Source organism: Ferrovibrio xuzhouensis, from assembly GCF_042648965.1.
In the GTDB taxonomy this organism is placed as follows: Bacteria; Pseudomonadota; Alphaproteobacteria; order Ferrovibrionales; family Ferrovibrionaceae; genus Ferrovibrio; species Ferrovibrio xuzhouensis.
Window position 1 is genome coordinate 128,561 of the sequence record NZ_JBHRYJ010000004.1, and the last position, 24,652, is coordinate 153,212.

Genomic DNA, 24,652 nt, shown 5'->3' on the forward strand with positions numbered 1-24,652 from the left:
ATGGCCGAGAAAGATTACATCCAGGGCGCCACGGGACCGTGGGAGATCGTCATCGGCATGGAAGTCCATGCCCAGGTCTCCTCGAAGTCGAAGCTGTTCTCCGGTGCCGATACCACCTTCGGCGCCGAGCCGAACCACCAGGTCAGCCTGGTCGATGCGGCGATGCCCGGCATGCTGCCGGTGATCAACGCCTATTGCGTCGAGCAGGCGGTGCGCACCGGGCTGGGCCTGAAGGCGCAGATCAACCTGCATTCGGTGTTCGACCGCAAGAACTACTTCTACGCCGATCTGCCGCAGGGCTACCAGATCAGCCAGTACCTGCAGCCGATCGTCGGTACCGGCAAGCTGCTGCTCGACATGGCCGACGGCTCGACCCGCGAGATCGGCATCACCCGGCTGCATCTGGAACAGGATGCCGGCAAGAGCCTGCATGACCAGAATCCGCGCGAGAGCTTCATCGATCTCAACCGGTCGGGCGTCGCGCTGATGGAAATCGTCTCCGAGCCCGACATGCGCAACTCGGAAGAGGCCGGCCTGTATCTCAAGAAGCTGCGCACCATCGTGCGCTATCTCGGCACCTGCGACGGCAACATGGACGAGGGCTCGATGCGCGCCGACGTCAATGTGTCGGTGCGCAAGCCGGGCGGCCCGCTGGGCACGCGCTGCGAGATCAAGAACGTTAACTCGGTGCGTTTCGTGCAGCAGGCTATCGAATACGAGGCGCGGCGCCAGATCGAGATACTGGAAGACGGCGGCAAGATCGACCAGGAGACCCGCCTGTTCGATACCGGCAAGGGTGTGACCCGCAGCATGCGCTCCAAGGAAGAGGCGCATGACTACCGCTACTTCCCCGATCCCGACCTGCTGCCGCTGGAATTCGAGCAGGACTGGGTCGACGGCATCAAGGCGACCTTGCCCGAACTGCCCGACGAGAAGAAGGCGCGCTTCATCGACAAGCTGGGCCTCAGTCCCTATGACGCCAGCGTGCTGGTTGCCGAGAAGGAATCCGCCGACTTCTACGAGCAAGTCGCCAAGGGCCGCGACGGCAAGCTGTGCGCCAACTGGGTGATCGGCGACTATTTCGGCTTCCTCAACAAGTCGGGCCAGTCGATGGAGGATTTCGTCATCACCGCCGACAAGCTCGGCGGCCTGATCGACCTGATCGCCGACAACACAATCTCGAACCGGCTGGCCAAGGATGTCTTCGCGCTGATGGTGGAAACCGGCAAGGATGCCGCCGCCATCGTCGACGAGAAGGGCATGCGCCAGGTCACCGATACCGGTGCCATCGAAAAGGTGATCGACGACGTGATGGCCGCCAATGCCGACAAGGTCGCCGAATACCGCTCGGGCAAGGACAAGCTGTTCGGCTTCTTCGTCGGCCAGACCATGAAAGCCTCCGGCGGCAAGGCCAATCCGGCCGCGGTCAACGAGCTGCTGAAGAAGAAACTGGCCGGCTGATCCGCCGCCGCACCGGTATCGTAGAAAGGCCGGGGTGCCATAACCCGGCCTTTTTTCGTTGCTATACGGAGCTTTTCCGGCGTTTACCGAATGTAAGGCCGTTGCGCCGATTCTGATTCATCCGGCCCCGGGACAGAAAGAAAAGAGCAGGGCAGCCAGTCAGCATGCGCGACGACGTTTCCTACTGCACCACCGAATTCGACTTTTTCGGCATCGGCGCCCGCGAGCTGGCGTTCCGGGTGGCGCGGCCGTATCTCGAGCAGGAAGGCATCACCACCGTCGAGCTGGTGTTCGGTCGTCTGCGCCAGAAGGTACTGGTCAATGACGGCAACCGGCTGGCCGACATGCTGCTGCGCGTTGCGACCGCGCAATGCCAGCAGACCCGCCAGCAGGTCCCCGACCGTCAGGAGGAACTCGATCGCCTGGTCATCGCCGGCGTGCGCCGCATCGACCTGCTGACCCGGAATATCCCGTCGGACTTCGTCTTCGCCGGCCGGCCGCTGTCACGGCTGGCGGCGGAGGGCAATGAGGGTCTGCTGCAGGCCGGCATCATTCTGGCCGCGCAGCTGGCCGAGGCCGACTGGCATGGCAAGGCGGTGCTCTGCCTCGACCTGCTGGAAAGCGGCGCCGACGGCCTGTTCCGCCGCCACCTCGACCAGACCCTGGCCGAACTGCTGCGGCTGACTCCCGCCATGGAAGTGTTCGGCTTCACAGGCGACCGGCGCCTGCAGATCGACATCTGCCTGATGCTGGCCGGCGAGATCACCCGCGACCTGCAGGACCATCTGCTGCGCGACCGCCTGCAGGCGCAGATTGACGGTGGCCTGAACGACACGGTCAGTGCCATCGGCGAACTGCTGACCGAAGCGCTGCAGCAGGTGCCGCTGCTGGCTGACAGCGTGACCGGCGAGCAGGCCCTGCTGCTGGCGCTGCGCGACCGCATCGCCACGCTGCCGCTGCTGGAAACCGAGCAACCGCTGCACGATGCCCTGCAGCGGCGCTTCGTGCGCCTGGCCGGTGCCGAGCTGCTCAACCGCGGTCTCACCGAACTGCCGGCCTATGGCCGCAAGGCGCTGTTCCTCGCCCGGCTTTATCCGGTGGTTGGCGAGGGCGAGGCGCGTACCGCACTGCTGGCCTCGCTGGGTTTCCAGATGGAGCATCGCGATTTCAAAAGCACTTTCGTTGAACCGGGTACCGGCCGCACCGAAGCGCTGGCACTGGCACAGCAGCTTGACCTGGCGCTGCAGGATCCGAGCTTTCCCGAGCATCGGCGCGAGCGTTTCCGGGCGGCGATCACGGCAATCATCACCGGCCTGCAGCAGAAAGGCAGCGGCGAGGCGCAGCGCGATCCGCGCGTGATCGGCGGTGCCGACGACAGCGTCAGCATCGGCAACCAGGCAATGCGCCTGCATAACTGGAGTCCGGTCGGCCTGCTGTTCGGTCCAGCGAAGGTGGTACTGGCGCCGGGGCAGACCGTCGATGTCACGGTGGTTGTGCGCAATGCCGCGCTCGATATCCGCTTCGCCGCCAAGGCTGAAGTGATGAAGATGACCGATGGCATGATCGCGGCACGCTACCGCTGCGCCGATGAAACGATGACCCAGCGCATCCGGCAGTATTTCGCCGACTGACGGCGCCGCCGCCGGCGCCATGTTTTCGCCCTTTTTGGCGTCGATAACCGGGAAAATCCCCAGGCGAGGTCGTCGATGTTCCGCAGCCTTGTTTTATCTGCCGCGCTGATCTTGTCGCTGGCTGCTTGCTCTACCGTTCGCGAAACCGAACCGGATCACACCGCCACCGAACAACTGCTGTTCTCCACCGCGGCCGACCGCGCGGCGGCCAAGCTGTCGCTGACCGTGCCGGATGGCGCAAAGGTTTTCGTCGATGGCGGCGCCACCGATGGCAGCACTCAGGCGAAATACCTGCTGAGCGCGATCCGCGACCAGATCCTGCGCAAGGGCGGTCTGCTGGTCGATGACAAGAAGCAGGCCGACATGGCGGTCGAGCCGCGCATCGGCGCGATGTCGGTCGATCATAACAAGACGCTCTACGGCATTCCTGATTACGGCATTCCGGTGCCGCTGGCCGGGCCGCTCAAGACGCCCGAAATCGCCTTCTACAAGCGTGAAACCCAGCAGGGCGTGATCAAGCTGGCGGTCACCAGTTACAATCCGAAGACCGGCGCGCTGATCCAGTCGGTCGATCCGGTCTATGGCTATGCTCATACCACCGAGCGGGCGGTGCTGATCTTCTTCTACTGGACGCGTAACGACCTGATGCCCGAGGACGAAAAGCAATGGGTCAATCACCACTGACCCGCCAAGGCGTGACTACAGCAGGCTGGTCATCAGGCCGGTCAGGCCGGCGGCGCCGAGGCACCACAGCGGATTGAGCCGCGTCGCGGCAGTGACGATCACGGTCACCGTGGTCAGCGCCAGCGCCATCAGGTTGGTATCCTGGTTGCCGGCCAGCACGGCGCCGCTGGAGAGCACCAGGCCGACGCTGACCGGTACCAGGCCGGCGGCAATGCGCATGCGCCAGGGCGCCTCGCGGAACCGGTGCCACAGGCGGCCGAGCACCAGCGTCAGCACGGAAGAGGGCAGGCACATGGCCAGCGGTCCGAGCACGGCGCCGGCATAGCCCGCGGCGCGCCAGCCGAACACGGCGACCACCAGCACGTTCGGCCCCGGCGAGACCTGGGCCAGCGCATACATCTGGTTGAACTCGGCATCGCCAAACCAATGCGCCACATCGACGAACTGGCGGTGCATCTCGGGCAGCACCGAATTGCCGCCGCCGACCGCCACCAGCGACAGGCCGGCCAGCGTGAGGATGAGATGGGTCAGCGGGCTGTCGTTCACAGCAGCTTCGCCCAGGCCAGCAGGATCGCCAACGGCACCAGCACCAGCACCACCGGCGGCAGCGGCAGTTCCAGCATCGCCACGGTGACAAAGGCGGCGCCGGCCACCGCATAGGCCATCGGCCGCGCCGGCAGGCGCCACAGCATGCGCAGGCCGACACCGATCACCAGACCGGCGGCCGCGGCACCCATATAGGCCAGCACATGCACCAGGGCGGCGACATGGCTGAAGGTGACGTAGAGAATCTCCAGCGTGGTGACGATGCAGATCGGCACGATGGTCAGGCCGGCCAGCGCGACGATGGCGCCACGGACGCCAAAGAAGCGGTCGCCCAGATGCACCGACAGGTTGACGATATTGGGGCCGGGCAGCACCTGGCAGAGGCCGAGCGCTTCGGCGAATTCCTGTTCGTTGAGCCAGCGGCGCTGCAGCACCAGGATCCGGTGCGCCCAGGCGAAGGCGCCGCCGAAGCTGCACAGGGCCACCTGCAGGAAGCCGGTGAACAGGGCAAACAGGCTGGCTGGCGGCGTTGTCGGCAAAGCCGGCGCGGGCAAGACGGCAGGGGAGGTCATGGCCTCTGCATAATCCCGCCCGTCCCTGCCGGCTATCGAGATCGTTTCCCGGCGGCCTGAGAAAATCTCAAGCGGGGCCATGGGCGAGATAACACGCCATTCTAGTTTATGAAAACTCTATACGCGCCAATGGGTTGTGAAACGCAACAACAGGCGCGTGTGCCTTGCCATCCTGCGTTTCACGGCGCTTAAGTTCGGCGAAGAGTTATGCTGCGCCGCAGAATGGGCGAAAGATGTTTTGCGAAAACGACATCCAGACCTTGGGGGACGAGTCCCGCGAAGTGATCTTTCAGGTCGGCCGGGCCTATCTGGAACGGCACGGGATCACCGCCACCCAGCTCGTCTTCGATCCGGCCCAGCACCAGGTCCTGCTCGATGACGGACCGCGGTTTCAGGAAATATTGCAGCGCATCGCCCTGCTGCAAGGCCAGCATACCAAGCGGCCGGTGTCCGAGCGGATGAAGGAACTAACGGCCTTTGCCGAGGCGGCCATGGACCGTATCGCCCGGACCCATGCGGCCGGCCCGGTAGCGCCCGGCAGCAGACCGGAAATCGATACCGTGGTGCAGACCGGCATCCTGCTGTCACAGTTGCTGTCGCGGGTGCCGTCCTGGGGTGAGCGCTGCCTGCGCTGCCTCGACCTGCTGGATTCCCGCACCATCGAGACGGGTCACGGCATGCTGGATCAGACGCTGTCGGAAATCCTGCGCATGCGGCCGGCGGCGATGGATATCTATGGCGCTGATGTCGAGCGGCCGCGGCTGCTGGATCTGTGCCTGTCGCTCTGCGGTGCCGGTGGCGACCGGGCGACGGCGCCGACACCTGTGATGGCCCGCATCATGGCGCGCGGCGGCCTTGCCGACCTGCCACGCTGCATGGCAGCCATGCGCGAACGCCTGCTCGAACTGCTCGGCGGTTCACTGCACCTGTACAGCCCGGAGCCCCATGAGGAGTGGGTGGCGATGCTGGCCCTGCGGCAGCGCCTGCGCGCCGTGCCGGAGCTGGAGGCCGACTGGCAGCTCGCCACCGCGCTGTCGCGGCGCTTCAGCCGTTTCGCCATGCCCGATCAGCTCAATCCGTTGCTGGCGCGCGAGCCCGAGTATGCCCGCAAGGCCATCGTGCTGCTGCAGCTCTGCCGTGAGATCGAGGAGTCGGGGGCGCGCTTCGAACTGCACGGGATCCTTGAGCATTATCTCGATCACCGGGATTTCGCGACCAAGTTCGTCGGGCCGCAGGCGACGCGCGAGGATTTCACCGACCTGGCGGCGGAAATCTCCGGTTCGCTTGTCACCGCCGATATCCCGGAGCAGCGCAAGGCACGCATGCTGGAGCTGTTTCGCGGTCATCTGGCGCGCGCGGTCCGCCCGACCGGGTCGCGGCAGATGCAGCGCGGCCAGGCCGGAATCGAGGACAGCGTGGCGGTCGGCAATCTGCGAATCCCGCTGCGCAACTGGAGTCCGGCCGGTCTTCAATTCGGGCCCTGTCCACCAGGCATCGCCGTCGGCGACCGGATGTCGATTACCGTCACCATCCGCAATGCTAGCCTGATGATCGATTTTGCCGCCGATGCAGAGGTGGTGCGGGTGACCGACGGGCTGGTTGCTGCCCGCTATACCTGCCGGGACAGCGCCGACGAACCACGCATCCGGGCATTTTTCACGGTATGATCCGGTAGCCGTGAGTCGCAATCGGATGGTGACGTCATGATGAATCTGATGGAAGCAACGCTATACGGAATCCTGATCTGGTCGCCGCCGGCTTCTTTCGGCTGTCGCATCACCGATGACCCCAAGGTAGCCCTGTGCAGCAACGACAAGGTGATCCGCGAATTCGCCGACGGTACGCTGGAATATGACAGCAAATACACGGTGAAAAAAGACCGGCGCCGCAACCTGACCTTCTCGACCGGCATCACGGCGCATTTCGACAGCTTCGGCTGGCTGCAGTTCTCCAACGGCTATGCGCTCCGTCGCATGGAAGGCAACACCTTCAAGGTGGCCTTGCCCGACAAGACGACGGACCTGACCTGCCGCTATACCGTTACGGACCGGCAGACCAGATGTACGCGCGAATGACAGTGGCGATCAGCGCATGCCTGCCATGCTCTGGCGGTGCTGGCCGTTCGGTTCCGACACTTTCCTGATTACCTCGGCCGCTTGCTTCTGATTGCCTTCGGTGGCGATATCGCCGAGCGACAGGATGCCGACCAGCCGCTTGCTGCGGTTCATCACCGGCAGCCGGCGAACCTGGATATCGCCCATGTTCTTGACCACATGGCCGATATCCTCATCGTCGAAGCAATATTTGATATCGGCGCTCATCACCTCGCCGATCTTCGTTGCGGCATCGCAGCCGCGGCCGACGCCGCGGATGGCGATATCCCGGTCGGTAATAATGCCGACCAGACGGTCATCCTGGCCGACCGGCAGGGCGCCGGCGTCGATATCCGCCATGATGCCGGCGGCTTCCTGGATGCTGTGATCGGGCGAGATCAGGCGGACATCCCGGGTCATGACTTCGCTTACACGCATGATGTCGGTCTCCTCTGTTGGTGATCGCCCCTGCCATCTAGGCGGTATCGACGGCCACACAAGGCGCCGACGGACGCCACGCGCGGAGTCACAGCGAGGTCACAGAATTCTCCGGCCGATATCCGGCGAGCTTCGGCATGATGGGAATATCTGGCAGATATCGCAGCGCAAGCAGGAGGCCGTGATGCCGCGTGGAGACAAATCCGCCTATACCGAAAGGCAGAAGCGCAAGGCCGAGCATATCGAAGAGGGCTACCGCGAGCGCGGAGTCGGCGAGGAGGAAGCCGAGCGCCGCGCCTGGGCCACCGTGAACAAGATGGACCATGGCGGCAAGCAGAGCGGGAGCGGGCGCGGCACGTCACAGAACAAGGCGTCAGCGCGCAAGGGCGGCCACAAGGGCGGAGCTGCGGCTGCGGCGCGCCCGAAGGCGGCGCGTGTTGCATCGGCCAAAAAGGCTGCCGCCACGCGGCGCCGGAATGCGGACAGTTAGGCGTATCTGTCCGCAATCAGCGTTTCATGTCGATCAGGCGGGATAGCATTTCGTTCGAAGCCGTGAGGACCTGGCTGTTCAGGCCATAGGCCTGCTGTGCGGATATCAGGTGGGTCATCTGCTCGGCAACGTCGACATTCGATTGCTCGACCGCGGAACTGACCAGCAGACCTGTGCCATTGGAGCCGCCCGGTACGCCATAGACGACGTCGCCCGAGACCGAGGTTTCAGTAAAAACGGTGCCGTCGAGACGATTAAGGCGGTCGGGCTCCGGGAAATTCGCCAGCAGGATCTGGCCACCGACCTGGGTGCGACCATTGCTGTAGTTGTAGACGATTTCTCCGTCTTCCTGGATCGAGACATTCTGGAAGGCACCGGTTTTCAGGCCGTTCTGGGTGATGCTGAAGTTCGATTCATTGGCATCGTTGGTGGCGAACTGGGTCAGGCCGCTGGTGTTCGCGGTGGAGAAGGCTCCGCCGAAGGTGCCGAGATTGAAGGTGATTGCCTGTGCGCCGGAGCCGAAGTCGGGACTGAGGGTCGCCACGGCATTGCCGGCGGCGGTGACGGTGATGTTCGGATCGGTCGAGGTCATGGTGCTCAGCACGCCGTTCGCGAAGGTCACGCTGACGGGGCCGAAGCTGGCCGGTGTCGCATCGGGCGTATTGACCGTCATGCTCCAGGTGTCGGCAGCGGTCTTCTGCCACTGAACCTGGAATTGCCGCTCGACGCCCGTCGCATCGACGATGCCGATACCGTTGGTGATGGTGCGACCGACCAGGGCCGAGGAGGGCAGGTTGAGGGTATAGTTGACGACACTGGCCGGGACCGCGGCGATATCGTCGGTATCGACGACGAAATCGCTGGGCGTTGTGCCACCGACCGTTGTCGCCATCAGATAGTAGCCGGCGGAATTCACCAGACGGTTCGAATTGTCCATATGGAAGTCGCCGAGCCGGGTGTAATAGACCTGACTGTCGAAGCCGGATGGCGTGTGGTCCGTCGTACTGAAGCCAGTGGCACGTTCTACCGGGATGAAGCCGTTGCCGTTCACCGCGATGGAGGTGAGGCTGTCGTCATGAATGATCTGGCCGTTCTTGCGGTTATTGAAATCCGCCAGTGCAAGCACACCCATATTCCGGGTATTGTCGGTCACCGGACTGGCGCCCATCAGTTTGTTGGTGACCAGATCGGAGAAGGCCGTGCTGACCTGCCGGTACCCGTTGGTACTGGCATTGGCCACGTTATCGGAAATATGTCCGATCGCCGCAGCCTGGGCATTGATTCCCAGTATGGCCGTATCCATCGAGGCGAAGATCGACATGCGAAAGACTCCCGTGTCCTGTTAAGACATCTGTCGGCAGCAGCAAAGCAAGCATCGTGCCGCGTCTTGTTTTCCCGTAACATTCTGAAATAACATGACTAAGCCTCCGGCGGCAGTTCGGCGACCCGGCAAAAACTGCCGTTTTGGCTTGTTGCTGCCGGGCTGCCGGCCATAATGTGCCGGCCCTTTCGGCCATCGGACAGATGCTGCAGACACCGTTCCAGACCGCGCCTCTCACGCGCGACGACCCGCCAGGCGGCCGCCTGCCGCCCTTCAACTGGGCGGGGGAATTCCGCGACCTGCGGTTCGAGCGGACTTTCATGGAGGCGCGGCGCGAGGAAATCCGCCAGCTGTTGTTCATCTGCGGCATTGCGGCTACGGCGGCCTTTTTCCTGCTGGTGATCCGCGATTATTTTGTGCTCGGTCTCGGTCAGGCCTTCTACTGGACCGCCATGATCCGCTGCGTCGGATTGGTCACCGGGCTGATCTTCCAAGTGGTGGTGATGCGGGCGCCGACCGCGGCGATCCTGCATGTCGCGATCACGGCTGGCATGGCCAATCTGTCCACGCTGGTTTTCCTCACCTGGATTACGGCACCGCCGCCGGGCCTGGGTGGCCCGACCCTGACCTTCGCGGTGTTGCTGGTTTATTACCTGCTGGTACCCTGCTCGGGTGTTGGCATTATCGGCAACGCGGCCTATTTCAGCATCGGCACGCTGGTTGCCGCGCTGTTGCGCTTGCCCATGCATCCAGAAGATGTGGTTGCCGTTGTCCTGATGGTGACGGCGGCCAACGGGCTGGGCTTTATCGGGATGCGCCAGTCCAAGCTCGACCGGCGCCGCTCCTACCTGGCCCAGGGCGAGGCCAACCGGGTTACCGAGGCGCTGACCCTGTCGCGGCAGGAAAGCCGCCGGCGCAGCGAATACCAGGCCTGGGCGCTTGATTCCCTCCAGGTCGGCGTCGTGCTGTTCGACCCCGACGGCTATATCCACACCCTGAACCGCCGTGGCGTGGAGTTGCTGGCGCTGCCGCCCGGGTCGATCATTCCGGGTGACCGTTATGAGGCGCTGATCCGTTTCCTGATCCAGCGTGGCGATCTCGGTGATCTCGACCTGTCGGACGTGCGCTACCATGTCGACCGCCTGCTGCGCGGCCGGGCCAGCGTCGCGGCGATCCGCCTGCGCAGTACCGGCCGGGTGCTGGAGTTCACCATCGGCCGGCTGCCCGACAATTCCGTCTCGCTGACCATTTTCGATGCCTCGGAGCGCTATGCGCTGAACCGCCGCCTGCGCCATGCCGTCGAGGTGGCCGGCGACGGCTTTGCTATCTATGACGCCAATGACACCGTCACGGTCTGCTCCAGCCGCTTCGCGGCCCTGTATGGCCTGACCGTGGATCAGGCGATCGGCATGACCTTCGACGAACTGGTCGAGCGTGCCTACGACCGCGGCGTGTTCGACCGCGGCAACAGCAATGCCGGTTCGGTGCGCGTGGCCGGCCAGACGCGGCGCCGCATCCCGGAGCGCATGGTGGAAATCCGCACCGCCGCCGGCGAATGGTTCCTGATCCATGAGCGCGTCACGCCGTCCGGCGACCTTGTGGTGGTGCGCACCAATATCACGGCGCGCCGCCGCATCGAGGACGAACTGCGGCGGGCCAAGGAAGAGGCCGAGCGCATGCTGGCCGAACTGCGCGAGGCACAGGCCAACCTGATCCTGTCGGAAAAGATGGCTTCGCTCGGCTCGCTGGTCGCCGGCATGAGCCACGAGATCTCGACGCCGCTCGGTATCGGCGTTTCCGCTGCCTCGCATCTGGCCGCGGAGATCGCCAGGCTGTCCGGCAATTTCCAGGATGGCCAGCTGCGGCGCAGCGATCTCGACAGTTTCCTCGAGGCGGCGACCGAGGCGACGCGGATCATGCAGGCCAATCTCGGCCGGGCCGCCCGGCTGATCCAGGCCTTCAAGCAGGTTTCGGCCGACCAGAGCACCGACGAGATCCGCAGTTTCGACCTCGCCGAATACCTCAGCGAGATCATGCTGTCGCTGGCGCCGGCGCTGCGCTCGCTGGCGCGTCCGGTGCAGGTCGACTGTCCCGCAGGTCTGGTCGTCACCAACCGGCCCGGCGCACTTGGCCAGATCATCACCAATCTGGTGATGAATGCCCTGCAGCATGCCTTTGACGACGACACGGCGGAAGCCCGGATCAGCATCCGGGTGACCCGGCCGCGCGAGGGCCGCATCGGCATCGAGTTCAGCGACAATGGCCGCGGCATCGACGCGGACAGCCTGCCGCGGGTTTTCGATCCGTTTTTCACCACGCGGCGCGGCACCGGCGGCACCGGGCTCGGCCTGCATATTGCCTATAATCTGGTCACCCAGGTGCTGGGCGGTACCATTGCCGTGTCCAGCCGACCGGGCGAGGGCACCCGCTTCAGCATCAGCTTTCCCCAGGACGCCAAGACCTGACAGACGGCAGTCGGCTGTCCTATCCTGCGGCTTCCTGTCCCGCCAGCCGGAGTCGCGCTTTGTCTGCTGTCTTCCGTTCCGTCTTCGTCGACGCCAACCCGACCCTCGGCGCCATTGCCGAACGCCTGCATGCCGCCGGCGAACCGCCGCTGCAGGTGAACCGCCAGCCCGACATCAAGCCCGAAGATCTGCCGGCACTGCTCGGCGATGCACCGGCCTGCTGGATCGACCACACCTATCTGCCGACCGACATTGCCCGCCAGTGCAAGGGGCTGAAGCACGTTGTCTTCCTCGGCACCGGCGCCCGCAGCTACATGAATGTCGAGGAACTGGCAGAACTCGGCATCAGCGTGCACCTGATCAAGGGCTATGGCGACACCGCGGTGGCGGAATGCGCCTTCGCCCTGATGTGGGCGGCGGCCAAGGGCTTTGCCGTCATGGATCGTGGCATGCGGGCCGGCAACTGGCTGCGCAGCGACGGCGTGCAACTGACCGGCAAGACGGTCGGCCTGCTCGGCTTTGGCGGCATCGCCGCCGAGATGGCGCGGCTCTGCCGCGGCGCCGGCATGACGGTGCTGGCCTGGAACCGCAGTCCGAAATCGCATCCTGGCGTCAGTTTCACCGATCTCGACACCCTGCTGGCGCACAGCGACGTACTGTCGGTGCATCTGCTGCTCAACGAGGAGACGCGCGGCTTCCTCTCGGCGGCCCGGCTGGCGCAGATGAAAAAAGGCGCCATCCTGGTCAATACGGCGCGCGGCGCCGTGGTCGACGAGGCGGCGATGATCGCCGCGCTCAAATCCGGCCAGCTCGGTCATGCCGGGCTCGATGTCTTCGATGTCGAGCCGCTACCGGCCGGCCATCCGCTTACCGCGCTCGACAATGTCACCCTGTCGGCGCATTCGGCCTTTCGCACACCGGAAGCCAGTGACAACCTGATCCAGGCGGCACTCGACCACAGCCGCCGCATTGCCAAAGAGGGGAAGTAAGATGGCGCGCCGCTTCGACCTGCTGTTCCGCGATGTGATGCTCTATGACGGCAGCGGCGGGGCGGCGCGGCGCGGCGACCTCGGCGTCAGTGGCGACCGGATCGCCGCCATCGGCGACCTTGGCGCCGACAGCGGCGATCGTGAAGTGCTGGGTGAGGGTCGGCTGGCGCTGGCGCCGGGCTTCATCGATGCCCATACCCATGACGACAATGCCGTGCTCTGCGGCGCCGAATGCATGGAATGCAAGCTGTCGCAGGGGGTGACCACCTCGGTGATCGGCAACTGCGGCATCAGCCTGGCGCCGGCCACCATGACGAAGCGCCCGCCGGCGCCGCTCGACCTGGTCGGCGGGGCGGAGAACTGGAAATTCCCCAGCTTCGGCGCTTATGCCGAGCAGCTGCGGCGCCAGCCACCGGCGGTGAACGCCTATGCGCTGGTCGGCCATATGTCGCTGCGCGTGCAGGCCATGGATCATGACGTACAGCGCGCCGCCACCGACAGGGAGGCCGCGCAGATGAAACAGCGCCTGACCGAGGCGCTGGACGAGGGCGCGTCCGGCTTCTCCACCGGCCTGTGGTATCCGCCGAGCCGCGCCGCGCCGACCGACGAGGTTATCGCCGTGGCCGAGGCCCTGCGCTCACGCGGAGGCCTCTACGTGACCCATATGCGCGACGAGGCCGACGGGGTGGTTGCCTCCATCGAGGAGACCCTGAAGATCGGCCGCGACACCGGCAGCGCCGTGGTGATCAGCCATCACAAATGCACCATGCCGGAGAATTTCGGCCGTTCGCCGGAGACGCTCGCCCGCATCGACCGCGGTGCCAAAGAGCAGACGGTTGATTTCGACGTCTATCCTTATGCCGCCAGCTCGACCGCCCTGCTGCCCGACCGCCTGCGTGACGACATGCCGGTGCAGATCAGTTCGTCGGAACCGTTTCCGGAGATGGCCGGCCGCATGCTGGCCGATATCGCAAAGGAATGGGGCACCGACCAGGTGACGGCGGCGAAGAAACTGCTGCCGGCCGCCGCCATCTATTTCATGATGGACGAGAAGGATGTGCAGCGGATCATCGCCCATCCGCGCAGCATGATCGGCAGCGACGGCATCCCCAGCAACGACATGCCGCATCCGCGCCTGTGGGGCACCTTTCCGCGCGTGCTCGGCCATTATGCCCGCGATCTCGGCCTGATCACGCTGGAGGCCGCGGTGCACAAGATGACCGGCCTGACCGCGCGGGTCTTCGGCATGAAAGATCGAGGCAGCCTGCGCGAGAATGCCTTCGCCGACCTCGTGCTGTTCGATCCGGACAGCGTGATCGACACCGCGACGTTCACGGCGCCGAAGACGCCGGCGCGCGGCATCGCCGAGGTCTGGGTCAACGGCGTGTCGAGCTATGTGGGAGGCAAGGGTGTCACCGGGGCCACCGCCGGGCGGCTGGTGACGCGGAATGCGTAAAGCTCCAGATTCGTAGTCTGGTGCTCTGTCTTCCGAGTTATCCACAAGGATAAGCAGAGTCTGCAACACTATTTCCAATTGAATTTACCGGGATGGCATGCTCTGGTACTCCGCAGACGAATAATTCTCCTCCCCGGAGATACCGATGCTGCCAGACACCCGAATGCAGGGCGATGCCCGCTATTTTCCGCGTGATACTGATGTGACGGTGCAGCGCTGGTGCGCGGAATCGAGCACCAGCATTGACGCCCTGGCCCGCCAGATCGGCATTCCGCGGGTCAACCTGAGCCTGATCCTGAAAGGCGTCGATCCGGTGCCGCCGTCGGTGGAACGCAAGCTGCGCGGCATGATCGGCTAGTCTGGCTATACTATTACCAGTTGTTCTGCACACGGAGTGCGGGCATACTCGAGCCAACAGGATTGAACGGGGACCCACCATGCAAATGTCGTCGCTGCTGCCAGATATCCGTCCGCAGGGCGAAGAGCGTTATTTTCCGCGCGAGACCGAGGTGATGGTGCAGCGCTGGTGCGGCATGGCGAAGACCACGATGGACGATATCGCCGCCCGGGTCGACGTGCCGCGCTCCAGCCTCAGCCTGATGCTGAAGGGCATCGATCCGGTGCCGGTGATCGTCGAGCGCAAGCTGCGCGCCATCATCCGTTAGTCTTCACACCATCGCCTGCACGAAGGCCGGCAGCGGCCGGTGCTGGCCCAGCAGCCAGCGCCCCATGGCGCCGGCCACCTGGCGCACCGCCGGGCGTTCGCTCATCCGCGTGCGCCAAGCGATCAGATGGGCGGCCTGGTCCGGTATCGGCGCCCCCATGCGGTCGCCGAAGATGCAGGCCATGAAGAAGGCGATGTCGGCATAGGTGTAATCGGCGCCGGCCAGCCAGGCGCGGCCGTCGGCGAGCAGGCCTTCGATGCGGCCGTAGAAGCCGGCGGCGGCGCCGCGTGCCGCAATCGCGGCCGGATCGTCGGGCGTCTGCTGCAGGCCCATCAGGCGGATGATATGCGGGAAATAGATTTCGTCGGACAGCAGTTCGAGCTGGCGGGCGCGGGCGCGGGCCGCCGTCTCGCGCGGCCACAGCGCCGGATCGGGGGCGAGGTCTTCCAGATATTCAAAGATCTGGGTGGAATCGAACAGCTCGAGATCCGGGCCGCCGTTGCTGCGATGGACCAGCACCGGCACCTGGCGCTTCGGGTTGATGCGCTCGACCTCTGGGTGCTTCGGGCTGTATAGCGTCGCCATGGCGAAGGGGACCATCACCAGTTCGAAGCGCAGGCCCTTTTCGCGGGCGGCGATTTCGGCCTTGGCGCCGAACATGCTGAGCGGGCCGGAATACAGGGTGAGGGGGGCGGACATCGGCGTCTCCGTAATCACGGGCGGTCAGGAAACGTATAGGGAACGGTCCCGCAGGGCAACCGGCTGATCTCCGGCAGTTGCGACGGGAGGTCAGCCCGGTGCGGTTTCCGTTTCGGCCGCCCGGGTCTCGCGCATCAGCCAGTCCAGTGCCCAGTCGCGGCGGCCGAAGGCGCGATGCCGCGCCCAGGGGAAGAAGACCTGCACCAGCTTGAGCAGCATGACGAACAGCGTATGGTCCGACACATAGGCGACCGGCAGGATGCGGCCGCCGGGCGGCGTCCAGTCCGCCATCTGGCTGATGGCGCGCAGCTCGGCCCAGTCGACATTGCCGCTGAACTGCGACAGGTCGATCAGTGCCGGCCGGGCCGCCCTGATCCAGCCGGCCTGCCGGCCGCCGGCCAGCGCCTCGCGCACCAGGGCAAGCGGTACGGCCCCGGCAAGCTCCACGACCAGCAGATCGCCCTCGACCTGCAAATCGACATAATCGGCCGGGGTGCCGAGGCGCAGGCCGGGACCGGCCGGCGCGATGTCGGCTTGCGATATCTGCTGCATGGCGTCCAGCATGGCACTGTATTCGGGGCAGACTCAAGATATATGCTGGCCCTGCCGATATCGCAAAATACGCGAGGCCGCCGGCCGGCGACAGGATTACGCCACAGGATCACGTCACCGTGCGCCAGTGCTTGACCAGTGCTTGATAAGTACCTGTTCCGGCTCTAGGTCGCATGCCAGCGCCGGGCCTGCGCGGGTTGCCGCCGGGGCGCCGATGCCGCAATCTGCTGTTCGCAAAAACGGAGTTCCCAAGATGATCGATCTCTATTACTGGCCGACCCCGAACGGCCACAAGATCACGCTGTTTCTCGAGGAAGCCGGCATCCCTTATACGATCAAGCCGGTCAACATTTCCAAGGGCGAGCAGTTCCAGCCCGACTTCCTGAAATTCTCGCCCAACAACCGCATGCCGGCGATCATCGACTCAGAGCCCGCCGACGGCGGCGAGCCGATCAGCGTCTTCGAGTCCGGCGCGATCCTGCTGTACCTCGCCGACAAGTATAAAAAATTCATCCCGCAGGACCTGCGCGGCCGCACCCTGTGTACCGAATGGGTGATGTGGCAGATGGGCGGCCTTGGGCCCATGTGCGGCCAGAACCACCATTTCAGCCAGTATGCGCCCGAAAAGATTCCCTACGCCATCAACCGCTATGTCAACGAGACCAACCGGCTCTATGGCGTGCTGAACAAGCGCCTCGATGGCCGCGCCTTCATCTGTGGCGACGATTACACCATCGCCGACATGATGAGCTATCCGTGGATCGTGCCGCATGAGCGGCAGGGCCAGAAGCTCGAGGACTTCACGCATCTCAAGCGCTGGTTCGACAGCATCTGGGCGCGCCCGGCCACCAAGGTGGCCTACGAGAAGGGCAAGGCGATCAACCAGGGTGTGCCGACTGTGACCGAGGAAGCCCGCAAGGTGCTGTTCGGCCAGACTGCCGCCGTGGTGAAGGCGTAAGCAACAAATGGGACCCTCGGGTCAAGCCCGAGGGTGACGAGGTTTGCTTTGTCATGCCCGGGCTTGACCCGGGCATCCCATTTTCCAGCAGAGAGCCATTGATGTCACCACCGACTGTCCATATCGCCGATACCGATGCGAAGATCGCCGCCTGTTTTCCGGTGATGCACGAGCTGCGGCCGCACCTGAAGGATGCCGCCGAGCTGGTGCAGCGGGTAAAGCGCCAGCAGCAGGAGGGCTTTGTGCTCGCCTATGCCGCCGGCAACGATGGCGTGCCTGCCGCCTGCATCGGCTTTCGCCGGCAGGAGCGGCTGGTGCATGGGCCGATGATCTATGTCGACGATCTCGTCACCACATCGACCGGCCGTTCGCGCGGCTATGGCGCGGTGCTGCTCGACTGGGTCGAGGCGCTGGCGAAAAGCGAGGGCCGCAAGGTCGTCGATCTCGACAGCGGCACCCATCGCACCGAGGCGCATCGTTTCTATTTCCGCCAGCGCTACAGCATTTCCGCTTTTCACTTCCTGAAGAAGGTTTGAACCGTGATCGATTTCTATACCTGGGGCACCCCGAACGGCCGCAAGGTCGCCGTCATGCTGGAGGAGACCGGCGTGAAGTATCAGGTCTTCCCGATCAATATCGGCAAGGACGAGCAGTTCGCGCCGGACTTTCTGGCGATCAGCCCGAACAACCGGATTCCCGCCATCGTCGACCATGAGCCGCCGGCCGCCTATGGAGCCAAGCCTTATTCGATCTTCGAGTCCGGGGCGATCCTGATCTATCTGGCCGAGAAGACCGGCCAGTTCCTGCCCAAGGATGCCGCCGCACGCATGCAGGCGATCCAGTGGCTGATGTGGCAGATGGGCGGTTTCGGTCCGATGCTGGGCCAGGCGCACCACTTCCTGCGCGCCGCCAAGGAGCAGGTGCCCTATGGCATCGAGCGCTACACCACCGAGGCCAAGCGGCTCTATCGCGTGCTGAACGGTCATCTGGGCAAGAACGAATATCTTGCCGGCAAGGAGTATTCGATTGCCGATATCGCGACCCAGCCCTGGGCGGCACGCCATGAATGGCATCAGGTCGATCTGGCTGACTATCCGCATGTGAAGCGCTGGTTCGATATCATCGCGGCGCGGCCGGCGGTGCAGCGCGGCTTCGAGATCCCCTGAGGCCGTCGTGACGGAAGCGATCCTCGAAAATCCCTCCGTGCGCCGGGTGCGTGCTGCGCTCATCGAGCGCGGCGCCGGCGAGCGGGTGATCGTGCTGTCTGATTCGGCGCGTACTGCGGCCGAGGCTGCCGCGGCGCTCGGCTGTCCGGTCGGTGCCATCGTCAAGTCGCTGGTCTTCGCCCATCAGGGCCAGAATGGCGAAAAGCGGGCTGTCATGGCGCTGGTGGCCGGCGACCGGCAATGCGACGTGGCGGCGCTCGGCCGGGCGCTCGGGCTGGACGGCACCCCGAAGCGGGCCGATGCCGAACTGGTGCGGGCGGCAACCGGCTTTGCCATCGGCGGAGTGGCGCCCTTGGGCCATCCGGCACCGCTGCCGATCGCCGTTGACGACAGCCTGGCACGGTTCGAGACCCTGCATGCCGCGGCCGGCCATCCCCATGCGGTGTTTCCGCTGAAATACCGGGAATTGCTGGACTGGACCGGGGCACCGGCGGCGGCCATCGCGGCCGGCGGCTGACCCGGTTGCGGACCCCGGTCGAGGACGTTGACAGGCCCCCCGAGGGCCCTTAGAAGAGGCCCCGCATACGCCGTGTTAATACCCACTCGCGTGCGGAGGGGTGGCCGAGTGGCTGAAGGCGGCGGTTTGCTAAACCGTTATACACTGTCAAGGTGTATCGTGGGTTCGAATCCCATCCCCTCCGCCACTTACCTTTCCGCGTCCCCGACCAGCATCGGTATCGCCCCGCCCGTCCAGTTCCCGGCCCCTGATCAGGCCGGGCCGTAATGTTGCGAGGTCGTCCGTCCATGCTGTCGCGTCGCCGTTTCCTCCAGACTTCCATCGCTGCCGCCGGCCTCGTCGGCGTGCTGCCGCGCGCCGTCGCCGCCGCCGGCCCGGTCACGCTGACCGCCGAGCCGATGTCCTTCCTGCTGCCCGGCTGCACCGGCCCGAGTCCGCTGTGGGGCTACAACGCGACCTGGCCGCTGGAACTGCGGCTGCGGCGCGGCCAGCCCTTCGAGGCGGTGCTGAAGAACGCGCTGCCCGAGCAGACGGCGATCCACTGGCACGGCATCCGCCTGCCATTCCCGATGGATGGCGTGCCGTATTTCAGCCAGCAGCCGGTCGAGCCGGGCCAGAGCTTCCACTATGCCTTCACGCCACCCGATCCGGGCACCTTCTTTTTTCATCCCCATTGCGACACCGTCACCCAGCTCGGCCGCGGCCTGGCCGGTGTGCTGGTGGTCGAGGACCCGCGCGATGCCGGCCTGTTCGACCGCGAGCAGACCATCGTGCTGAAGGACTGGCGGGTAGCCAAGGACGGCAGCTTCGAGGAATTCACCACCGATGCCGGCGCGGCGCGGGCTGGCACCTTCGGCCGGCTGCGCACCGCCAACGGCATGGCGGCGCCGGTGATCACGGTGCGGCCGGGCACGCGGCTGCGGCTGCGCGTGCTCAACATCGACAACACCCGCATCCCCATGCTGGGTCTGCGCGGTGCCGAACAGGCCGTCGTGATCGCCACCGACGGCAATGCCTGCGAACCGTTTCCGGTCGATGGCTGGCGGATTGGTCCGGCGATGCGCGCCGATATCGGCGTCGTCATGCCGGCCACCGAGGGCGCCGAGGCCTTCCTTGAGGATATCTGGAGCTCGAAGCCGCATCTGCTGGCGAAGATCGTCACCCGGGGCGAGGCGGTGAAGCGCGACGGCGCGCAGCCGGCGCTGCGCCTGCCGCCGCCGGAACTGCCCGAGCCGGACCTGAAGAATGCCGACTCGCTGCAGTTCACCCTGCTGGCCGGCCATGCCGATTCGCCGCAGATCAACGAATGGGCGAAGGAGAATGGCTTCGGTGCCGACGACCTCTGCCTGACCCGCCAGGTGTTCTGGTCGATCAACCGCCAGGCCTGGCCCGGCATGGGGCCGGGGCTGAAGGCCGATCCCCTGTTCACCCTGAAAAGCGGCCGCAGCTACATCGCCGAAATCTTCAACGGCACGCCGCATACCCATCCGATGCATCTGCATGGTCATACCTTCCGCGTGATTGCCTCGACCGAGGAGGATGTGCGCTCGCACTGGTGCGACACCGTGCTGGTGCGGCCCAATGAGCGGGTGAAGATCGCCTTCGTCGGCGGCCGGCCGGGCGACTGGATGTTCCACTGCCACATCATCGAGCACCAGGAAACCGGCATGATGGGCTATCTGCGGGTGGCGTAAGGCGGAGCAGGGCCGGCGCTGCCGGCCGCATCATTAAATTTATTTAATCCGGCGTTCAGGTCGGCCAAAGCCGGGGCTTCCTATGTTCGGGATGACAGTGATTCCCCAGCCCAGGAGGCCATCCATGACCAACCGCAAATTCTCCCGCAGCAAGCGCGCCATCGCTGCCGTCCTGCTCGCCACCACAGTGCTGGCTGGCGGCGGCGGCTTCCTCGCGGCCGGCGCGATTGCCGCCAACGACAGCAACCCGCCGGTCACCGTGCCGCCCATGGCCCAGCGCGCCGGCTTTGCCGATCTCGTCGCCCGGGTGAAGCCGGCGGTGGTGAACATCGCCACCACCGAGAAGGTCGACGACAAGAACGGCCAGCAGCAGATGCCGAACTTCCCGCCCGGTTCGCCGTTCGAGGAATTCTTCCGCCAGTTCATGGAACAGCAGCAGCGTCATCGCGGTCCGCAGCATGCGCTGGGCTCGGGCTTCATCGTCGACCCGAGCGGCTGGATCGTCACCAACAACCATGTGATCGACAGCGCCAGCAAGATCGTCGTTACGCTGGATGACGGCACCAGCTATCCGGCCGAGCTGAAGGGTCGCGACGCCAAGACGGATCTCGCGCTGCTCAAGATCAAGCCGAAGAAGGATCTGCCCTATGTCGCCTTCGGCGATTCCGACGCGGCGCGCATCGGCGACTGGGTGATCGCGGTCGGCAATCCGTTCGGCCTGGGCGGCAGCGTCACGGCCGGCATCGTCTCGGCGCGCGGCCGCGACCTCAACAACGGGCCCTACGACAACTTCCTGCAGGTCGATGCGCCGATCAATCCAGGCAATTCCGGCGGCCCGCTGTTCGACCAGTCGGGCAAGGTGATCGGCATCGATTCGGCGATCTATACGCCGAACGGCGGCAATGTCGGCATCGGCTTTGCCATTCCGTCCAACATCGCCTCCCAGGTGATCGCGCAGCTCAAGTCGAGCGGCAAGGTCTCGCGCGGCTGGCTCGGCATCCAGATGCAGCCGATGACCGACACGCTGGCCAAGGCGCTCGGCCGGCCCGACAGTGACGGCGTCATCGTCAATTCGGTGCTGCCCGATTCGCCGGCGCTGGCCGCCGGGCTGAAGCAGGGTGACGTGATCACCGGCATCAACGATGCCAAGATCAAGGAGCCGCGTGACCTCGCCCTGGCGGTGGCCAATATCCATGCCGGCGATCATGCCGATGTGCATGTCTGGCGCGATGGCAATACCAAGGATATCCGTGTCGCCATCGGCACCCAGCCGGCCGACCAGGATGTGGCCTCGGCCGACAATCCCTCGGGCGACAAGGTCGGCCTGTCGCTGGCTGCGCTGACGCCGGATGTGCGCCAGCAGTTCGGTCTCGACGACAAGGCCCACGGCGTGGTGGTGGCCCAGGTCAAGCCGGACAGCCATGCCGAGGAAAGCGGCGTGCAGGCCGGCGATGTGATCGTCAAGGTCGGCGGCAGCAGCGTCACCACCCCGGGCCAGGTGGCCGAGAAGATCCGGGATGCGCGCAAGGCGCATAAGGACGCTGTGCCGCTGCTGGTGCTGCGTCACGGCACCACCTATTACCTGGCGCTGGAAATCGCCTGACCGCGATGAAAGCGGAACCGAAAGTCCGGGGCGGCATTGACCGCCCCGGATTTGCCCGAAACAATGCCGCCATGAAGATCCTGCTGGTCGAAGACAACGCCCGGGTGTCGCAGTTCGTCTGCAAGGGACTGGAAGAGGCCGGTCATACCGTCGACCATGCCGAGAACGGCCGTGACGGGCTGTTCCTGGCCACCACCGAGCATTACGACGCTGTGATCCTCGATCGCATGCTGCCCGGCGGGGTCGACGGGCTGGCGATCCTCGAGGCGATGCGCAAGGCCGACAACCCGACGCCGGTGCTGATCCTCAGTGCGCTGGCCGATGTCGACGAACGCATCCGCGGCCTCAAGGCCGGCGGCGACGACTACTTGACCAAGCCGTTTGCCTTCGGCGAGCTGGAGGCGCGGCTGGCTGCCCTGCTGCGCCGCAGCATCGCCGCCGATACCCAGACCGCGCTGGCCGTCGCCGACCTCAGCATGGACCTGCTGTCGCGCAAGGTGGCGCGCGCCGGCAAGACCATCCAGTTGCAGCCGCGCGAATTCAAGCTGCTGGAATACCTGATGCGCCATGCCAACCAGGTGGTCACCCGCACCATGCTGCTGGAAAACGTCTGGAACTATCATTTCGATCCGCAGACCAATGTGATCGATGTGCATATCAGCAACCTGCGCCAGAAGATCGACGCCGGATACGAGGCGCCTTTGCTGCGGACAGTACGCGGGGCGGGCTATATGCTGACCGCGGATGACTAAACTGCTGCGCTCGACATCGGTCCGGCTGGCGCTGATCTATGCGCTGCTGCTGGTCGTGTCGTCGCTGACCCTGGTCGGCCTGCTGTGGTGGCATACGGTCGGCTATCTCGACCGCGAGATCGATGCGGTGATCGCCGCCGATACCCGGGCGATCGGCGACCGGCTGCATGATTTTGGCCTGCCGGGCGCCATGCAGACGGTGGAAGAGCGGGTCGATGCCAACCAGGACAAGCGGGCGATCTACCTGCTGGCCGATCCGGCCCTGAAACCGCTGGCCGGCAATGTCGATGCCTGGCCGCTGAAGATCGACCGCAGCATGGGCTGGCACGAGGTCGATCTGGTCTACGAGGGCAAGCTGCATCAGGCCCGCCTGCTGCATGTCGCCCTGCCGGGCAATTACCAGCTGATCGTCGGTCGCGATATCCAGGACCGTGTTGCCGTGCAGGGCATGGTACTGCGCAGCGGCGCCTGGGCCGCGGCCATTGCGCTCGGCCTGGCGGTGATCGGCGGCCTGCTGGTGCGGCGCTTCATCCTGCAGCGTATCGAGAGCATCAACCGCACGACAATCGCCATCGTCGACGGCAACCTCGGCCAGCGCATCCCGATGCGTGGCGCCGACGACGAGTTCGACCAGCTTGCCGGCATCATCAACCGCATGCTGGAACAGATCCAGCAGCTGATCGAGGGCGTGCGCAATGTCTCGAATGCCATCGCCCATGACCTGCGCACGCCGCTGGCCGAGCTGCGCGCCCGGCTGGAGGATATCCTGCGCAGCAAGCCGGACCGCGAACTGACGCTCGACAGCCTGGGCGAGGCGGTCAGTGACATCGACCGGCTGATCGGCGTGTTCAACGCCCTGCTGCGCCTGTCGGAGATCGATTCCGGCCTGCGCCGCGCCGGCTTCACCCGCGTCGATCTGGCCGAACTGGTCGACGATCTGGCTGAATTATACGGGCCGTCCGCCGAGCAGAAGGGCCTGACGCTCGAAACCGACACGGCACCCGATATCCAGGTCAGCGGCGATCCCTTCCTGCTGGCGCAGGCGGTCGGCAACCTGCTCGACAACGCGGTGAAATACACGCCGGCCGGCGGCCGCATCCGCCTCGGCATCGCGGCGGATGGCGATGACCGCATCGTGATTACCGTGGCCGACAACGGCCCGGGCATTCCGGCGGACGAGCGCGAGCGGGTGACCGAGCGGTTCTATCGCGGCGATTCCGCGCGCGGCAAGGGCGGCGTCGGCCTCGGCCTCAGTCTGGTGCAGGCGGTGGCCCGGCTGCATGGCGGCAGCCTCGATTTTGCCGATAACGCGCCGGGATTACGGGCGAGCCTGCGCCTGTCGCGGGCCGCGCCGGACGCCGCCGCGCAATCCTAAAGATTAATTAACTTGGCCTTCACCGCGGGAAAAGCCAAGCTTTGCCATAGTGGTTGCGTTCCACAGGGAACAGTTCGGACCCAACAGTTCAAGGAGGGTTGTTCCATGTATCGCTTCCACCCAGACAGCAAAACCGCCGCCCTGGCCCTGGCGCTTTCCAGCCTCGTGGCCGTCGGCATGACAGTACCGGCCGTTGCGGCCACCGGCAGCATGCCGGCCACCGCTCCGGCGAGGAAAATGGCCGCCCCGGCCGCCAGTGACGACGCCATGGCCCATTCGCCGGCCACCGACGCGCTCAACCTGCTGGAGTCCCGGGGCTACGGCGATTTTGACAATTTCCACCGCGATGGCCGGATGTATGCCGCCACCGTGACACGAGACGGCAGGACCATGCATCTGATCATCGATCCGGAGGCCGGCAAGATCGAAAAGCGCGACAGCTGAGCGCCAGCCAGTCGTCAGCCAGCAAAGGCTGTCGCGCTGCCGGGAGGGTCTCGCCGCACGGGCCCTCCCGGCTTCTTTTTG

Annotated in this window: 26 protein-coding genes and 1 tRNA gene; 21 read left to right on the forward strand and 6 right to left on the reverse strand. The window is 65.2% G+C overall.

Features of this window, described 5'->3' with window-relative positions; all coding sequences use genetic code 11:
- The 3 genes from gatB to ACFOOQ_RS17155 all read left to right on the forward strand — a co-directional run bounded on the left by gatB (nucleotide 1) and on the right by ACFOOQ_RS17155 (nucleotide 3,776).
- The gene (gene gatB, locus ACFOOQ_RS17145) at nucleotides 1-1,461 is read left to right on the forward strand and encodes an Asp-tRNA(Asn)/Glu-tRNA(Gln) amidotransferase subunit GatB (protein WP_379728825.1); all 1,461 of its coding nucleotides are present in this window, start codon (nucleotides 1-3) and stop codon (nucleotides 1,459-1,461) included.
- A 164-nt stretch (nucleotides 1,462-1,625) separates the two neighbouring features.
- Nucleotides 1,626-3,092 (forward strand): hypothetical protein, encoded by a 1,467-nt coding sequence (locus ACFOOQ_RS17150; RefSeq protein ID WP_379728826.1) that lies wholly within the window; start codon nucleotides 1,626-1,628, stop codon nucleotides 3,090-3,092.
- A 75-nt stretch (nucleotides 3,093-3,167) separates the two neighbouring features.
- Nucleotides 3,168-3,776 (forward strand): DUF6655 family protein, encoded by a 609-nt coding sequence (locus tag ACFOOQ_RS17155; protein ID WP_379728827.1) that lies wholly within the window; start codon nucleotides 3,168-3,170, stop codon nucleotides 3,774-3,776.
- Between the two features lie 15 nt (nucleotides 3,777-3,791).
- Here ACFOOQ_RS17155 and ACFOOQ_RS17160 read toward each other — a convergent pair whose 3' ends face one another.
- The gene (locus ACFOOQ_RS17160) at nucleotides 3,792-4,322 is read right to left on the reverse strand and encodes a chromate transporter (RefSeq protein WP_379728828.1); all 531 of its coding nucleotides are present in this window, start codon (nucleotides 4,320-4,322) and stop codon (nucleotides 3,792-3,794) included.
- Nucleotides 4,319-4,894 (reverse strand): chromate transporter, encoded by a 576-nt coding sequence (locus ACFOOQ_RS17165; protein WP_379728829.1) that lies wholly within the window; start codon nucleotides 4,892-4,894, stop codon nucleotides 4,319-4,321. Before ACFOOQ_RS17165 ends, ACFOOQ_RS17160 begins: the two co-directional genes overlap by 4 nt.
- A 233-nt stretch (nucleotides 4,895-5,127) precedes the next feature.
- Here ACFOOQ_RS17165 and ACFOOQ_RS17170 point away from each other — a divergent pair, with 233 nt between their 5' ends.
- Together ACFOOQ_RS17170 and ACFOOQ_RS17175 are read left to right on the forward strand one after the other, a co-directional pair.
- Nucleotides 5,128-6,561, forward strand: a complete 1,434-nt coding sequence (locus ACFOOQ_RS17170) for a hypothetical protein (protein WP_379728830.1) — start codon at nucleotides 5,128-5,130, stop codon at nucleotides 6,559-6,561.
- A 36-nt stretch (nucleotides 6,562-6,597) separates the two neighbouring features.
- On the forward strand, nucleotides 6,598-6,969 hold the full coding sequence (locus ACFOOQ_RS17175; protein ID WP_379728831.1) for a hypothetical protein: 372 nt from the start codon (nucleotides 6,598-6,600) through the stop codon (nucleotides 6,967-6,969).
- 9 nt (nucleotides 6,970-6,978) lie between these two features.
- Here ACFOOQ_RS17175 and ACFOOQ_RS17180 read toward each other — a convergent pair whose 3' ends face one another.
- The gene (locus tag ACFOOQ_RS17180) at nucleotides 6,979-7,425 is read right to left on the reverse strand and encodes a CBS domain-containing protein (RefSeq protein ID WP_379728832.1); all 447 of its coding nucleotides are present in this window, start codon (nucleotides 7,423-7,425) and stop codon (nucleotides 6,979-6,981) included.
- Nucleotides 7,426-7,609: 184 nt separating this feature from the next.
- On the opposite strand from ACFOOQ_RS17180, the gene ACFOOQ_RS17185 reads away from it, so the two are divergent.
- Complete coding sequence (locus ACFOOQ_RS17185) at nucleotides 7,610-7,915, forward strand: plasmid stabilization protein (RefSeq protein ID WP_379728833.1); 306 nt, start codon at nucleotides 7,610-7,612, stop codon at nucleotides 7,913-7,915.
- 16 nt (nucleotides 7,916-7,931) lie between these two features.
- Here ACFOOQ_RS17185 and ACFOOQ_RS17190 read toward each other — a convergent pair whose 3' ends face one another.
- Nucleotides 7,932-9,236 carry a flagellar hook protein FlgE gene (locus ACFOOQ_RS17190; RefSeq protein ID WP_379728834.1) on the reverse strand — a complete coding sequence of 435 codons (1,305 nt, stop codon included), beginning with the start codon at nucleotides 9,234-9,236 and terminating at the stop codon, nucleotides 7,932-7,934.
- 203 nt (nucleotides 9,237-9,439) lie between these two features.
- Between ACFOOQ_RS17190 and ACFOOQ_RS17195 the strand changes: the two genes are divergently transcribed.
- From ACFOOQ_RS17195 to ACFOOQ_RS17215, 5 genes are all read left to right on the forward strand, one after another.
- On the forward strand, nucleotides 9,440-11,701 hold the full coding sequence (locus tag ACFOOQ_RS17195; protein WP_379728835.1) for a PAS domain-containing sensor histidine kinase: 2,262 nt from the start codon (nucleotides 9,440-9,442) through the stop codon (nucleotides 11,699-11,701).
- A 59-nt stretch (nucleotides 11,702-11,760) separates the two neighbouring features.
- Nucleotides 11,761-12,690: an NAD(P)-dependent oxidoreductase gene (locus tag ACFOOQ_RS17200; protein WP_379728836.1), complete on the forward strand. Its 930-nt coding sequence runs from the start codon at nucleotides 11,761-11,763 to the stop codon at nucleotides 12,688-12,690.
- 1 nt (nucleotide 12,691) lies between these two features.
- Nucleotides 12,692-14,146, forward strand: coding sequence for an N-acyl-D-amino-acid deacylase family protein (locus ACFOOQ_RS17205; protein WP_379728837.1), 1,455 nt, complete (start codon nucleotides 12,692-12,694; stop codon nucleotides 14,144-14,146).
- A 145-nt stretch (nucleotides 14,147-14,291) separates the two neighbouring features.
- A complete protein-coding gene (locus ACFOOQ_RS17210; protein WP_379728838.1) occupies nucleotides 14,292-14,504 on the forward strand; it encodes a hypothetical protein in 213 nt (70 codons plus the stop codon).
- Nucleotides 14,505-14,583: 79 nt separating this feature from the next.
- Nucleotides 14,584-14,811, forward strand: a complete 228-nt coding sequence (locus ACFOOQ_RS17215; RefSeq protein WP_379728839.1) for a hypothetical protein — start codon at nucleotides 14,584-14,586, stop codon at nucleotides 14,809-14,811.
- Nucleotides 14,812-14,814: 3 nt separating this feature from the next.
- Here the strand turns inward: ACFOOQ_RS17215 and ACFOOQ_RS17220 are convergent, their stop codons facing one another.
- Both ACFOOQ_RS17220 and ACFOOQ_RS17225 read right to left on the reverse strand, forming a co-directional pair.
- Complete coding sequence (locus tag ACFOOQ_RS17220; protein WP_379728840.1) at nucleotides 14,815-15,510, reverse strand: glutathione S-transferase family protein; 696 nt, start codon at nucleotides 15,508-15,510, stop codon at nucleotides 14,815-14,817.
- 90 nt (nucleotides 15,511-15,600) lie between these two features.
- On the reverse strand, nucleotides 15,601-16,074 hold the full coding sequence (locus ACFOOQ_RS17225; RefSeq protein ID WP_379728841.1) for a hypothetical protein: 474 nt from the start codon (nucleotides 16,072-16,074) through the stop codon (nucleotides 15,601-15,603).
- A 241-nt stretch (nucleotides 16,075-16,315) separates the two neighbouring features.
- Here ACFOOQ_RS17225 and ACFOOQ_RS17230 point away from each other — a divergent pair, with 241 nt between their 5' ends.
- From ACFOOQ_RS17230 to ACFOOQ_RS17275, 10 genes are all read left to right on the forward strand, one after another.
- Nucleotides 16,316-17,020: a glutathione binding-like protein gene (locus tag ACFOOQ_RS17230; protein WP_379728842.1), complete on the forward strand. Its 705-nt coding sequence runs from the start codon at nucleotides 16,316-16,318 to the stop codon at nucleotides 17,018-17,020.
- A 101-nt stretch (nucleotides 17,021-17,121) separates the two neighbouring features.
- Complete coding sequence (locus ACFOOQ_RS17235) at nucleotides 17,122-17,556, forward strand: GNAT family N-acetyltransferase (RefSeq protein ID WP_379728843.1); 435 nt, start codon at nucleotides 17,122-17,124, stop codon at nucleotides 17,554-17,556.
- A gap of 3 nt (nucleotides 17,557-17,559) precedes the next feature.
- Entirely contained in the window at nucleotides 17,560-18,186 is a 627-nt protein-coding gene (locus ACFOOQ_RS17240) for a glutathione binding-like protein (protein ID WP_379728844.1), read from the forward strand.
- A 7-nt stretch (nucleotides 18,187-18,193) separates the two neighbouring features.
- The gene (locus tag ACFOOQ_RS17245) at nucleotides 18,194-18,703 is read left to right on the forward strand and encodes a YbaK/EbsC family protein (protein ID WP_379728845.1); all 510 of its coding nucleotides are present in this window, start codon (nucleotides 18,194-18,196) and stop codon (nucleotides 18,701-18,703) included.
- Nucleotides 18,704-18,797: 94 nt separating this feature from the next.
- Nucleotides 18,798-18,890, forward strand: a tRNA-Ser gene (locus ACFOOQ_RS17250).
- 100 nt (nucleotides 18,891-18,990) lie between these two features.
- Complete coding sequence (locus ACFOOQ_RS17255) at nucleotides 18,991-20,397, forward strand: multicopper oxidase family protein (RefSeq protein WP_379728846.1); 1,407 nt, start codon at nucleotides 18,991-18,993, stop codon at nucleotides 20,395-20,397.
- Between the two features lie 124 nt (nucleotides 20,398-20,521).
- On the forward strand, nucleotides 20,522-22,000 hold the full coding sequence (locus ACFOOQ_RS17260) for a DegQ family serine endoprotease (protein ID WP_379728847.1): 1,479 nt from the start codon (nucleotides 20,522-20,524) through the stop codon (nucleotides 21,998-22,000).
- Nucleotides 22,001-22,071: 71 nt separating this feature from the next.
- Nucleotides 22,072-22,752: a winged helix-turn-helix domain-containing protein gene (locus tag ACFOOQ_RS17265; protein ID WP_379728848.1), complete on the forward strand. Its 681-nt coding sequence runs from the start codon at nucleotides 22,072-22,074 to the stop codon at nucleotides 22,750-22,752.
- The gene (locus tag ACFOOQ_RS17270) at nucleotides 22,745-24,127 is read left to right on the forward strand and encodes a sensor histidine kinase (protein ID WP_379728849.1); all 1,383 of its coding nucleotides are present in this window, start codon (nucleotides 22,745-22,747) and stop codon (nucleotides 24,125-24,127) included. The genes ACFOOQ_RS17265 and ACFOOQ_RS17270 overlap by 8 nt, the downstream gene beginning before the upstream one ends.
- Nucleotides 24,128-24,139: 12 nt before the next feature.
- A complete protein-coding gene (locus ACFOOQ_RS17275) occupies nucleotides 24,140-24,571 on the forward strand; it encodes a hypothetical protein (protein WP_379728850.1) in 432 nt (143 codons plus the stop codon).
- Nucleotides 24,572-24,652 lie beyond the last annotated feature (81 nt).